A 12710-nucleotide genomic window follows, 5' to 3' on the forward strand; every position below is an offset into this window, starting at 1 on the left:
ATGAAAGAACCTAATTCATCCCATTTGGCCGACATGGACCTGTGGGAAAAGTGGAAGGAGCACGGGGATTTAGAAGCTAGAAAAATCTTGATCGAAAAGCATCTTCATATCGTTCATTATGTATCCAGCCGGTTAGCAGTAGGGCTGCCTAAAAATGTATCGAAAGATGACCTTGAGAGCAATGGAGCGCTGGGGTTAATAGATGCACTCGATAAATTTGATTATAAAAGAGGGCTTCAATTCGAAACCTATGCCTCTTGGAGAGTAAGAGGAGCGATACTGGATGGTCTTCGTCAAGGAGACTGGGTTCCGCGTTCAGTTCGTGAGAAAGCAAAACGAATAGAAGAGGCCTATCAACATTTAGAACAAAAATATTCCCGAACCGTCAGTGATGAAGAGATGGGACAATATTTAGATTTATCGGCCAAAGATTTCCAACATATGGTACAAGAGGTAGCGGTAATGTCGTTATATTCTCTCGAAGATCCGCTGAGAGAAGAAGACGCCGAGACAAGAATGTCTCTATTGGTCGATGAGAGAGCTTATCCTCCTGATCAAACGGTTCGTGATATTCATCTAAAACAAGCACTGATAACAGGATTAGATAAATTGACGGAAAAAGAACGTATTGTAGTATCCCTTCTATATTATGAAGACTTATCTCTTAGTGAAATTGCAGAAGTAATGTCTCTATCACCATCTCGAATTTCTCAGCTGCATTCAAAAGCGATTTTACGCCTTCGAGGGACTCTTGAGAAGCAGCGTGAACTGTTAATGAATCGGGACTAATAAAAGGTAGGATGATGACCTGAGAAAGAAGGAAGTTGTATATGACCCATAAAATAGAGCTCAAACAACATGTGAAAGTACTGTTTTCGGATGATCAAAGCAGCGCATGGATCGATTTATCAAATCTTACATCCGAGTTGGATTTTACCGAACAGGAACTAAACACATTTCTTCTAACAGAAGGTATTACGTATGGAATTCAAACGGGTACAATTCGTGCAATCGCCGCAAGTCCCTTGAATTTTTATGGTCAAAAGATATTAATAGCCCAGGGGGATGCACCTGAAGCGGGTAAGGATGGAATGATTCAGTTCCTAACGAGCCCAGATTTAACAGGAGAACGAAGACCGCTTGAGACAGGAAACGGTAAAGTAGATTATAAGGAAATTACGCGGCTGAACAATGTAAAAAAAGGGCAGGTCATTGCTAAAAAAATAGATCCAAGCCCAGGCAAGCCTGGGAAAAGTGTAAAAGGAGATCTTATTCCTTTCTCTCCAGGTAAAGAAGCTAGATTCAAGACAGGAAAGAATGTGGTAGTTAGCACCGAAGGAAATGCAATGTACGCCTCGATCGATGGACTGATCACGACAACGGAAAATCATCGAATCAATGTATTTCCTGTATTTGAAGTGAATGGAGATGTGGATTACAAAACAGGGAATATAGATTTTGTAGGTACTGTTGTTATTCGTGGGAATGTACTCTCCGGATTCAAAGTGAAGGCCGCAGGAGACATTCGTGTAATCGGCGGTGTAGAGGGCGCTGAAGTCTTTGCGGAAGGCTCTATTGAAGTAACTGGGGGAGTTATAGGTTACAATAAAGGGCTTGTTCAAGCTGGTGTTGATGTAAAGAGCTCATTTATCCAAGATGCGAATGTAGAAGCAGGTCAAAGTATATATGTCTCGCAAAGTATCATGCATTCATCGATTAGAGCTGGAAGAGAATGTATATGTGCAGGAACCAAGGGACTTATTGTAGGCGGTCTCATTCAAGCAGGTGAAAGAGTAGCCGCTAGAGTAGTTGGCAACCCGATGTCTACCGTAACAACAATTGAAGTTGGCGTAATGCCGAGACTACGTAATGAACTTACAAATCTTCGCCACCAGCAAAAGGGTTTGAGCGAAAGTATAGATAAGACGGCCAAAGCTCTTCATCTTTTAGATCAAATGGCTGCTACAGGACATATATCAGATGATAAGATGCATATGCGGATGAAACTTCAAGTGACGCGTGAATCTAGCATGCAACAAATGAAAGAGAATAGGGAGCATATACTGGATATAGAAAAAGTGCTGGAAGATACCTCGAAAGCAAGAGTCGATGTTACTAAGATGATTTACGGAGGCTCTAAAATAGTTATCGGCAGATATACTAAATTTATTAAAGATACAGCTACACAAATTTCATTTTTTTATCAAAACGGTGATATTTCTATGGTTCCTCTAAAGAATGGTTAAGCGTATTTATTCTTGTTAGCAGTGAAGGAGTGAAGAGGGTGAGCTTGAAAAACGTTGAACTTCAAATTGCTATACCTCGTACGACTGAGGCGGGACGGTATCAAAGCGAATACGACCACAGGAGATCATCAGAACAGTCCCTACTAGCAACAAACGAGAATAAAAAGACAAAAAAAGAAAGTAAACAAAGTCCAAAAACATCAGAATCAGAACAGACAGGAATAAGAGATCGTTCAGCTTCGTCTGGAACTTTGGAGATGAAGAATTCGAATGAGCTTGAAGAAACTTCAGAAGAGACGCTGGCAGCTACGCCAGCGGAACACCCTTTTAAAGGGAAACACATTGACTACAGTTTATAAGTAGGCATACATGAATAGGAGAATAATCTCATGGAACCTTGGAGTACCCTCGTTGTGTTGGGTGTTGGTATCACCCTATTTGCCTGGTTTATGCCCAGATCAAGACCTCAAACAGGGGGAAAAGTGATTAAAGATGTAGAAACAACGTTAGAGCAATATTTGGCTGAGATTGAACTGGAGAATGAAAAGGTTATACAGAGTATTCAAAAATGGAAGCAGGACTTTTCACATACCAACAACCTAAAAGAAAAAGAAATTCAAGATATGAAACAACAGATTATAAACCTCGAGCAGCAAGTTTCCGCATTGATGAATGCCAATGCTTTTTCTAATATGAATGTAGAAGCGGCTGTGAAAAAAACGGATTATGCAGTAGCTGACGATACAGTAATAGAAGAAATCGTTATACAGGAAGAGCCGACCATTCATAAGCGTTATAGTGAGGTCTTTCATTTAGAATCAGAAGGAAAATCAACGGATTATATAGCTAAAAAGCTAGATATGCCCAAGGGAGAAGTACAATTGATTCTACAACTCGGTGAACGGGAGAGAATGATATGATGAAGAATCGTTCTTTTCTTATGGGACTTGGAATTGGCATTGCAGCCTGCGCATTAATTCTAAAGCTTGCACTTATAGGGCAGGGTGCGGCAGAAGGAAACGTAAAGAATCTCTTATCACGTACGGATCTAGAAGAACAGGCAAAAACAATGAATCTTAAGGTATACGATGTGAATGAAGAGGTAATGACTGAAGAAGAATGGGCGGAGCTAAAAGGAGAAGGTGCACGATCAGAAGAAACGGAATCGGATGCGGCTACAGACTCCCCTGAAAAGCCAAAGGTTCCGCAGAACGAAACGCCTGAAAAGCCAAAGCAGCCGACTTCTGAGAAGACGACAGAGCCTACTAATTCTACAGAGGTAGTCAAATATAAGGTGATTCAAGGTGCAACCTTAAATGATGTAGCGGATCATTTAAGTTCTTTACATGTGATTCAGGACCTGGATGCTTTCTTAAAAGAAGCGAATCGTCAAAAAATCAACAGAAAAATTCAAACAGGCACCTATGAATTTCAGCAGAATGAATCAACCAATTCTATTATTAAGAAGATCACCACTGCTCCTTAATTTCGGATCTTATGATGAAGTTAGTTATTTAGAACTAAACATTGTTGCATCTCGCTTTCACTTATGATATATTAATTGACGGTGTTAAAACACACGCTACGCTAATTCTGTCGAGGGTGCTTCCTTTAAGGGAAGTCTTGTCGGGAAATGATGCTAGCGGAGGACACAAAAACCAAAATATTAGGAGGTGTGTGGAGATGGCAGTTATCTCCATGAAACAGCTTCTCGAAGCTGGGGTTCACTTCGGTCATCAGACTCGTCGTTGGAATCCAAAGATGGATCGTTATATCTTCACTGAAAGAAACGGTATTTACATCATTGACTTGCAAAAGACAGTGAAAAAAGTTGAGGAAGCTTACAACTTTGTTAAAAGTATTGCAGGAGAGAACGGTACTGTTCTTTTCGTAGGTACTAAAAAACAAGCACAAGATTCCGTAAAAGAAGAAGCAGAGCGCGCTGGTCAATTTTACATTAACCAACGTTGGCTTGGTGGTACTCTTACTAACTTCCAAACCATTCAAAAACGTATCGATCGTTTGAAAAAATTGGAAGCATGGGAAGAGGACGGCACATTTGAAGTTCTTCCTAAAAAAGAAGTTATCCTTCTCCGTAAAGAGAAAGATCGTCTTGAGAAATTCCTAGGCGGTATCAAGAACATGAAGGGTCTTCCAAGTGCCCTGTTCATAATCGACCCTCGTAAAGAGCGTATTGCAGTAGCAGAAGCTCGTAAATTGGGTATCCCAATCGTAGGTATCGTTGATACTAACTGCGATCCGGACGAAATCGATTATGTTATTCCTGGTAACGATGACGCGATTCGCGCGGTTAAATTGCTTACTGGAAAAATGGCTGATGCTGTTATTGAAGCACATCAAGGCGAAGAAACTTCCGCTTAAGATTGCTTTCAAAGGCCTAAAGTATATGAATTAAATGAAAAAGGGTGGTTGGCAGGTGGATAACCTCTCACTACCCTTTTTTTAGGGTCATACGCAAATTTATCCTCTGGAGGGAATTAACAATGGCAGTAGATGCAAAATTGGTGAAAGAACTTCGTGAAAAAACGGGCGCGGGTATGCTCGATTGCAAAAAAGCACTAGAAGAAGGAAACAACGATGTAAACAAAGCAATTGAAATTCTTCGTGAAAAAGGCTTGTCCGCAGCAGCGAACAAAGCTGGCCGTGCTGCAACTGAAGGCGTAGTACAATCTTACATCCACGCTGGTGGACGTATTGGTGTACTGGTTGAAGTTAACTGTGAGACTGACTTCGTTGCTATGACAGATCAATTCAAAGAATTTGCTCGCGACATCGCTATGCAAATCGCTGCTTCTAACCCACGTTACGTGAGCCGTGAAGAAGTTCCTCAAGAAGAGATTGAGAAAGAAAAAGAAATTTTGAAAGCTCAAGCTCTGAATGAAGGTAAACCAGAAAAAATCGTTGAAAAAATGGTTGAAGGCCGTATTGGTAAATACTACGAAGAGTTCTGCTTGCTTGAGCAATCTTTCGTAAAAGACCCGGACAAAACAATCGAACAATTGCTGAACGAAAAAATCAGCACAATTGGCGAAAACATCTCAATCCGTCGCTTTACTCGTTATGAGCTTGGTGAAGGTCTTGAGAAAAAACAAGACAACTTCGTTGAAGAAGTTATGTCTCAAGTAAAACAATAAAGAAAATGATCGAATCAAAAGACGGCCCATGTTATTCTTGAAGATAATGTAAAGATTTACATCTTGGAGATTACACAGACAGCTTTATATAGAAAGAACAACTGGATTGTCCGAGATTCGGCTCAAAAGGTTTTCTTTAACTAAGAGTGGAACACAATCCGTGTTCCTTTCTTTTTAACTAATATAAGGTTAACATGTGCTTAATTGACGTGGGGAAGCGTCATTTCGAAGTGGAGGGTGAACATTTGGAACAGCCGGTATTTAAAAGAGTTGTGCTTAAAGTGAGTGGAGAATCCCTTTCTGGGCAAAATGGTTACGGGATTGATGCAGAAACAATCTCATCCATTGCACAGCAAGTTAAAGAAGTAGTAGAACTTGGAGTCGAAGTTGCGATCGTATGCGGTGGCGGTAATATTTGGCGCGGGATTGCAGGTAGCGAGAATGGTATTGACCGTGCAACAGCGGACTACATGGGTATGCTTGCAACCGTTATGAACTCGCTTGCGCTGCAAGATGCATTAGAACAGATTGAAGTGCCGACACGTGTTCAAACTTCAATCGCGATGCAACAAATTGCTGAACCATATATTCGTCGTAGAGCGATTAGACATCTGGAAAAGGGAAGAGTTGTAATTTTTGCAGCAGGAACAGGTAACCCGTTCTTCTCAACAGATACAACAGCAGCTCTCCGTGCAGCTGAGATTGAAGCTGAAGTTATTCTGATGGCGAAGAATAAAGTAGACGGTGTATATTCTGCAGATCCGTTTAAAGACGAAACGGCTGTGAAATTCGAACAATTGACTTATCTTGATGTGTTGAACAAGAATTTGGGAGTTATGGACTCCACTGCTTCCTCACTCTGTATGGATAATAATATTCCTCTCATTGTATTTGCTATTACTGAGCAAGGTAATATCAAACGAGTTCTTCTCGGTGAAAAAATCGGGACAATTGTGAAAGGAAGTGTAGATTAATGCCGCAATCAATTAAAAAGAACGCAGAAGAACGTATGGAAAAAGCGATCCTTGCACTTAAACGTGATTTGTCAACGCTTCGTGCAGGTCGTGCGTCATCTTCTTTACTTGATCGAATTCAAGTTGAATATTATGGTGCACCTACGCCGATTAACCAGCTTGCTAATATTACTACGCCAGACTCTCGTACGCTGATGATCCAACCTTGGGATAAATCTTCCTTGGCTGATATCGAACGTGCTATTATGAAGTCAGATCTTGGTCTCACACCGCAAAATGATGGTGCTATGATCCGTCTGAGCATTCCAGCACTTACAGAAGAACGCAGAATTGAACTTGTGAAATTCACCAAGAAATTTGGGGAAGAAGCAAAAGTAGCGGTTCGTAATATTCGTCGTGATGCAAATGACGATATCAAAAAGTTGGAGAAATCCGACATTTCTGAGGACGAGTCCCGCAGACATCAAGATGATATTCAAAAGTCTACTGATAAATTTGTTGCAGAAGTAGATAAAGTTCTCGCTGCAAAAGAAAAAGAAATCATGGAAGTGTAATATAATAAGCTTACGGCCCCTCCGCCTTCGGTGGGGTTTGCTCTTTTCACAGCAAGGAAAAGAAACTTCATGGAATTTTGGAGGAAGTCGAATGATGAAACGCGCTCGGTCGTGGTGGAATAAGAACGGCAAAGAGACGCCTGAACTGTCAAAAGCTAATATTCCGCAGCACGTGGCTATTATTATGGATGGCAATGGTAGATGGGCCAAACAACAAGGTATGCCTCGCATCGTTGGACATCAAAGCGGTATGAAAGCTCTTAAACGGGCAACGATTGCTGCAGATGACTTGGGAATCAAGTATCTGACAATGTATGCCTTCTCGACAGAAAACTGGACGAGACCGAAAGATGAAGTGGATTTTTTGATGCGTCTGCCTGTTGATTTTCTTGCACAGGAGTTAGATGAATTAATCGAAAAAAACGTATGTGTACGAATGATGGGGTATGAAGAGAATTTACCTGATCATACGATAAAAGCACTACGAGAAGCAATTCGAAAAACAAAAGATAATACCGGACTGGTTCTTACTTTTGCATTGAATTATGGTAGTAGAAGTGAAATCACGGATGCGATGAAAGCAATTGCTCAGCAAATTGAATCCGGTGACCTGACAACGGGTGATATTACGCCTGATCTGATTGAAAAGCACTTGTTGTCTAAAGATCTGCCTGATCCGGATTTATTAATTCGAACAAGCGGAGAACTTAGAATAAGTAATTTTATGCTGTGGCAGCTTGCTTATAGCGAAATGTGGTTCACAGATATTTACTGGCCAGATTTTAATAGAGAACACTTATATGAAGCAGTAGCCGAATACCAACGCAGAACAAGAAGGTATGGCGGTCTGAAGTAATGGAGGATGGACCAAGTTGAAACAGCGAGTAATAACTGGAATTGTTGCCGGTGCTTTATTTTTGGGGTTTGCAATGCTGGGCGGTCTCTGGTATAACTTCTTCATTTTTTTAATGGCACTCATTGGGTTATACGAGTTCATACGGATGATTGGTGTTCCTGCTTTTTCGGGTACAGCGATCATAGGATATACCGGCATTCTCTTCCTTATTTTTCCTAATTTGCTTGCAGAGCTAGGGTTAACGTTTACATTAAATCAGGTATTGTGGCTTCTGATGATACTGCTGCTTATCGCTACCGTAACGACAAAAAACAAAATTACCGTTCAGACTGCGGCTTTAATTTTTATTGGTGTCGTATATGTTGGGATCGGTTTTTATTATATTGCAGTAACACGTCAATTACCGGCAGGGTTGTTTTGGACTTTTCTTCTTTTGGCAAGTATATGGGGTAGTGATGCAGGAGCTTATTTTGTAGGCAAGTCGATCGGTAAAAATAAACTTTGGCCGATGATTAGTCCTAACAAGACCATAGAAGGTGCGGTTGGCGGAATTATTATAGCCATTATTATTGCACTCTTATTTGCCGGGTTCTCTCAGGGCCTCCTTGGTTTCGGAAGAGCTGTTCTCATCGGGTTGTCTGCTTCCGTTATTGGTCAATTGGGAGATTTAGCGCAGTCTGCCTATAAACGTGTATATGGAATTAAAGATTCGGGGAATCTGCTTCCAGGGCATGGTGGTATTCTGGATCGATGTGATAGTTGGATCTTTGTGTTTCCGTTCGTACATATCCTCATGCTCCTCCCTTACTAAGGAAAGACAAACGATTTTATGTCATTACAAGAGGTGTCATTTGTGAAGAAAATTTCAATTTTAGGTTCGACAGGGTCCATTGGAACTCAAACATTAGATGTCGTTCGAATGCATCCTGAAGAGTTTCAGGTAGAGGGCTTGTCAGCGGGTACCAATATAGAGCTGCTCATCGAGCAAGCTAAGGCATATCGTCCTCGTAAAGTATCCGTCAGTCGTAAAGAAGATGTAGATTATGTACGTATGCACGTACCCGAAGGTACAGAGGTGTATTATGGTAACGAAGGTCTGATCGAAGTAGCTGCGGGTACAGATGCGGATACCGTCATTACAGCAGTAATGGGTAGTGTGGGACTGACATCTACATTAGCCGCGATAAGAGAAGGAAAACAGATTGGCCTTGCCAACAAGGAGACTCTAGTAACAGCCGGTCATCTTGTTACTGCACTAGCTCAGGAAAAACAAGTACAGATTATTCCGGTAGACAGCGAACATTCAGCTATTTTTCAGTGTCTGAATGGGGAACAACTACGTGAGGTTAAACAGATTACACTCACTGCCTCAGGTGGGTCATTTCGAGATTTAACAAGACAGCAGCTTCAGCACGTAACCGTTGAAGATGCGCTTAAACATCCGAATTGGTCAATGGGCTCCAAGATTACAATAGACTCGGCAACGATGGTGAATAAAGGACTAGAGGTAATAGAAGCAAGATGGTTGTTCGATCTTCCTTATGAAAAGATCAACGTTCTTCTTCATCCAGAAAGCATTATTCATTCGTTCGTAGAGTTTCAAGATACGAGTATGATTGCACAAATGGGTAACCCGGACATGCGTGTTCCCATTCAGTATGCATTAACTTATCCTCAGCGATTACCTTCCCCGGCTTCATCTTTATCACTTTCTGAGATTGGAACGCTACATTTTAAAGAAATGGACATGGAGCGTTTTCCTTGCTTAAAGCTCGCTTATGAATGTGGTAAAATAGGGGGAACCGCAACAACAGCTTTTAATGCGGCAAATGAAGTGGCGGTTGCTCGTTTTCTTAAAGGGGATATTTCTTTTCTGAAGATCGAGGAGATTATTGCAAGAGTACTAGATACTCATCAAAGTATTCCGAGTCCTGATCTAGAGCAGATTGAACAGGTTGATAAGCAAGTGAGAGATATTGCAACCTCTTTATAAGACAAGGTTTCTTCCTGCCTGCAGCAAGAGAGTGCTTTTTAAGAATTTGCTTCTCTTGTATCGTACCTTTGAATAATGATAATGTAGTAGGACAAGATCAGCTCTTCTTAAGCAAAAGGAGGAAGGAAGTAATTGGAAACCTTGCAAATTGTAATTTTAACGGTGCTCATGTTTTTCGTCATCGTGACGGTACATGAATGGGGCCATTATTATTTTGCCAAACGGGCTGGCATTCTTGTCAGAGAATTTGCCATCGGCTTTGGTCCGAAGCTGTTTTCTTATAAGTATCAAGAGACCACATTTACACTGCGATTGCTGCCATTTGGCGGTTATGCGAGGATGGCTGGAGAAGATCCTGAATTAATAGAAATTCAGCCCGGTCAGACGATTGCGGTTAAAACAGCCGATGGACAGGTCAAAACGATATACTTGGATCAACTTGATAATCGGAAAAACGTGATTCGAGGAGAAGTAGTATCCATAGACCTGGAAAGACGATTGATGGTTGAACTTGATGTTGATGGCGAACAGCAACAATTCCCTGTTCATCTAGCAGCAATGCTCGTTGCAAGAAATCAAGAAACACAGATTGCACCTAAAGATCGTCAGTTTAACAGTAAAACGGTCGGTCAAAGAGCGCTTGCCATTTTTGCCGGACCGTTTATGAACTTTTTACTGGCTTTTATCTTGTTTGCAATTTATGCGATGGCTGCAGGGACTCCTGTCGAGAATCCAACCTATGTCAAGATTGGTACGATATCGGAAGGAATGCCTGCAGCAGAAGCGGATCTCCAAAAAGGTGATATTGTGGAGACAATCAATGGTGAGACTATTGGTGGAGATTACACGAAAATGATCAACCTGATTGCTGATTCGCAGGATAAACCCATGGAATGGACTGTACGGCGAGGAGACCAAGTATTTGATCTAACGATTACTCCGCGTGCGATGGAAGGTCAAGTGGGAGGGAAAGTCGGTATTACTGCTGAATTCCCTCGTGAAGAAGTTGGATTTGCTGAATCCTTTGTGGTTGCTGGGAAAAACATGGTGACTACCACAGAAAATATTTTTGAAGGGTTCAGACAACTCATCGCTAAATTTAGTATAGATGATCTCGGTGGACCTGTTCGTACGTTTGAAGTAACAGGACAAATTGCGAAGCAAGGAATACTGCAGCTAACCCAGTGGACCGCTATACTTAGCCTTTATCTCGGTATATTTAACTTATTACCGATTCCAGCACTAGATGGCAGTCGCCTTATCTTCCTCGGGATTGAAGGATTGCGTGGCAAGCCCATTGACCCCGCTCGTGAAGGCATGGTACATTTCATCGGGTTTGCGATGTTGTTCATTCTTATGATCGCTGTAACTTATAATGATATTTTACGATTAATTAAAGGATAATAGTGTTCCCTCGGAGTGATCACTTTAGTGAAGCTCCCAGTAGGAACTACGGGAGGACGGAATCAAGTCTTATGTCAAACGATAAACAGTTTGTTACTGAAATTACACCCCAGTCAGAGGATTTCTCTCGCTGGTATATTGATACGATTAAAAAAGCGGATTTAATGGATTACTCCCCAGTTCGGGGCTGTATCGTGTTTAAACCAGATGGTTATGAAATTTGGGAACACATTAAAGAAAATATGGATCGCCGTTTTAAGGAAACAGGCCATCGTAATGCATATTTTCCTATGTTTATTCCGGAAAGCTTTTTCCAAAAAGAAAAAGAACACGTAGAAGGCTTTAATCCAGAATTGCCATGGGTTACAGAAGCGGGCGGAGAGAAACTGGAAGAACGCTTAGCGATTCGTCCAACTTCCGAAACGATTTTTGGTCATATGTACTCCAAGTGGATTCAATCCTATCGTGATCTTCCTGTGATGATTAACCAATGGGCTAACGTTGTTCGTTGGGAAAAACGGACAATGCCTTTCTTGCGTACAAGTGAATTCTTGTGGCAAGAAGGTCATACTGCTCATGAGAATGAAGAAGAAGCTCGCCAAGAAACGATGCAGATGCTTGAAGTGTACCGTGAAGTAGTAGAGGATATTCTTGCAATTCCAGTTATCACTGGGCAAAAGACGAAATCCGAGAAATTCGCGGGTGCAGTTGATACATTCTCCATTGAAGCAATGATGAAAGATGGCCGGGCTGTGCAAGCAGGTACTTCTCACTATATGGGGACTAACTTTGCTAAAGCATTTGAAATTCAGTATTTGAACCGTGAAAATGTGCTGGAATATGCTCATACGACTTCTTGGGGAACAAGTACTCGCCTCATCGGTGCTATGATTATGGTTCATGGTGATGATCGCGGTCTTGCTTTGCCACCGAAAGTAGCACCAACTCAAGTTGTTATTATTCCAATTGGACCACCGAAAACGCGTGATCAAGTGGTTGGACGTGCGGATGAATTGTTCGCAGAATTGAAAAAAGCGGGAATCCGAGTGAAAATGGATGATCGCAGTGATGTTCGTCCGGGTTGGAAATTCAACGAGTACGAAATGCGTGGTGTGCCGGTTCGTCTTGAAATCGGTCCACGAGATATGGAGAATGGAGTATGTGTTCTCGTTTCCCGTATCACGGGAGAGAAGAAAGTCGTGCAACAGGATAATCTAACGGAAGAAATCCAAACTATGCTTGAGCAGGTTCAAAAAGATATGTTTGACCGTGCGAAAGCTTTCATGCAAGAACATTTTTATTCCGTAGATACGCTGGAAGAAATGAAGGCATTAATGGAAGAAAAACGCGGATTCTCACTAGCAGGTTGGTGTGGTTCAGAAGTTTGTGAAGATAAGGTGAAAGAGGTAACGGGAGCAACAAGCCGAAATATTCCTTTTGAACCATCCGAGGAAAAACATGCTTGTCTCGTTTGTGGACAGAAAGCTGAACATACTGTAGTATTTGCTAGAGCGTATTAATATTGATT

General features: G+C 41.5%; 14 protein-coding genes. All 14 read left to right on the plus strand.

The window, feature by feature from the left end:
* A complete protein-coding gene (locus tag H9647_RS04150) occupies nucleotides 1–789 on the plus strand; it encodes a FliA/WhiG family RNA polymerase sigma factor (protein ID WP_191798420.1) in 789 nt (262 codons plus the stop codon).
* A gap of 41 nt (nucleotides 790–830) precedes the next feature.
* Complete coding sequence (locus H9647_RS04155; protein ID WP_191798423.1) at nucleotides 831–2246, plus strand: DUF342 domain-containing protein; 1416 nt, start codon at nucleotides 831–833, stop codon at nucleotides 2244–2246.
* A 38-nt stretch (nucleotides 2247–2284) separates the two neighbouring features.
* Nucleotides 2285–2605 (plus strand): hypothetical protein, encoded by a 321-nt coding sequence (locus tag H9647_RS04160; RefSeq protein WP_191798425.1) that lies wholly within the window; start codon nucleotides 2285–2287, stop codon nucleotides 2603–2605.
* A gap of 30 nt (nucleotides 2606–2635) precedes the next feature.
* Complete coding sequence (locus H9647_RS04165) at nucleotides 2636–3166, plus strand: DUF6115 domain-containing protein (RefSeq protein ID WP_191798427.1); 531 nt, start codon at nucleotides 2636–2638, stop codon at nucleotides 3164–3166.
* Complete coding sequence (locus H9647_RS04170; RefSeq protein ID WP_191798429.1) at nucleotides 3163–3732, plus strand: hypothetical protein; 570 nt, start codon at nucleotides 3163–3165, stop codon at nucleotides 3730–3732. The genes H9647_RS04165 and H9647_RS04170 overlap by 4 nt, the downstream gene beginning before the upstream one ends.
* A gap of 197 nt (nucleotides 3733–3929) precedes the next feature.
* Nucleotides 3930–4628 carry a 30S ribosomal protein S2 gene (gene rpsB, locus H9647_RS04175; protein ID WP_191798431.1) on the plus strand — a complete coding sequence of 233 codons (699 nt, stop codon included), beginning with the start codon at nucleotides 3930–3932 and terminating at the stop codon, nucleotides 4626–4628.
* A 122-nt stretch (nucleotides 4629–4750) separates the two neighbouring features.
* Entirely contained in the window at nucleotides 4751–5401 is a 651-nt protein-coding gene (gene tsf / locus H9647_RS04180; protein WP_191798433.1) for a translation elongation factor Ts, read from the plus strand.
* Nucleotides 5402–5646: 245 nt separating this feature from the next.
* A complete protein-coding gene (gene pyrH, locus H9647_RS04185; RefSeq protein ID WP_191798657.1) occupies nucleotides 5647–6375 on the plus strand; it encodes a UMP kinase in 729 nt (242 codons plus the stop codon).
* Nucleotides 6375–6929 (plus strand): ribosome recycling factor, encoded by a 555-nt coding sequence (gene frr / locus H9647_RS04190; RefSeq protein ID WP_191798435.1) that lies wholly within the window; start codon nucleotides 6375–6377, stop codon nucleotides 6927–6929. Before pyrH ends, frr begins: the two co-directional genes overlap by 1 nt.
* Nucleotides 6930–7020: 91 nt before the next feature.
* Nucleotides 7021–7785: an isoprenyl transferase gene (locus H9647_RS04195; RefSeq protein WP_191798437.1), complete on the plus strand. Its 765-nt coding sequence runs from the start codon at nucleotides 7021–7023 to the stop codon at nucleotides 7783–7785.
* A gap of 16 nt (nucleotides 7786–7801) precedes the next feature.
* The gene (locus tag H9647_RS04200; RefSeq protein WP_191798439.1) at nucleotides 7802–8596 is read left to right on the plus strand and encodes a phosphatidate cytidylyltransferase; all 795 of its coding nucleotides are present in this window, start codon (nucleotides 7802–7804) and stop codon (nucleotides 8594–8596) included.
* A 42-nt stretch (nucleotides 8597–8638) separates the two neighbouring features.
* Nucleotides 8639–9778, plus strand: a complete 1140-nt coding sequence (locus H9647_RS04205) for a 1-deoxy-D-xylulose-5-phosphate reductoisomerase (RefSeq protein WP_191798441.1) — start codon at nucleotides 8639–8641, stop codon at nucleotides 9776–9778.
* 132 nt (nucleotides 9779–9910) lie between these two features.
* Nucleotides 9911–11182: an RIP metalloprotease RseP gene (gene rseP / locus H9647_RS04210; RefSeq protein ID WP_191798442.1), complete on the plus strand. Its 1272-nt coding sequence runs from the start codon at nucleotides 9911–9913 to the stop codon at nucleotides 11180–11182.
* A gap of 71 nt (nucleotides 11183–11253) precedes the next feature.
* A complete protein-coding gene (proS, locus tag H9647_RS04215) occupies nucleotides 11254–12702 on the plus strand; it encodes a proline--tRNA ligase (protein WP_191798444.1) in 1449 nt (482 codons plus the stop codon).
* Nucleotides 12703–12710: the final 8 nt, after the last annotated feature.

Origin of the sequence: Paenibacillus gallinarum (genome assembly GCF_014836635.1) — a bacterium.
Classification (GTDB): Bacteria; Bacillota; Bacilli; order Paenibacillales; family Paenibacillaceae; genus Paenibacillus; species Paenibacillus gallinarum.

What these genes read in the sequence shown, in the direction of transcription:
- proS (WP_191798444.1), top strand. Translation starts at nt 11,254, where the DNA reads ATGTCAAACGATAAACAGTTTGTTACTGAAATTACACCCCAGTCAGAG.
- H9647_RS04155 (WP_191798423.1), top strand. Translation starts at nt 831, where the DNA reads ATGACCCATAAAATAGAGCTCAAACAACATGTGAAAGTACTGTTTTCG.
- rpsB (WP_191798431.1), top strand. Translation starts at nt 3,930, where the DNA reads ATGGCAGTTATCTCCATGAAACAGCTTCTCGAAGCTGGGGTTCACTTC.
- H9647_RS04195 (WP_191798437.1), top strand. Translation starts at nt 7,021, where the DNA reads ATGATGAAACGCGCTCGGTCGTGGTGGAATAAGAACGGCAAAGAGACG.
- tsf (WP_191798433.1), top strand. Translation starts at nt 4,751, where the DNA reads ATGGCAGTAGATGCAAAATTGGTGAAAGAACTTCGTGAAAAAACGGGC.
- H9647_RS04150 (WP_191798420.1), top strand. Translation starts at nt 1, where the DNA reads ATGAAAGAACCTAATTCATCCCATTTGGCCGACATGGACCTGTGGGAA.
- H9647_RS04170 (WP_191798429.1), top strand. Translation starts at nt 3,163, where the DNA reads ATGATGAAGAATCGTTCTTTTCTTATGGGACTTGGAATTGGCATTGCA.
- frr (WP_191798435.1), top strand. Translation starts at nt 6,375, where the DNA reads ATGCCGCAATCAATTAAAAAGAACGCAGAAGAACGTATGGAAAAAGCG.
- H9647_RS04165 (WP_191798427.1), top strand. Translation starts at nt 2,636, where the DNA reads ATGGAACCTTGGAGTACCCTCGTTGTGTTGGGTGTTGGTATCACCCTA.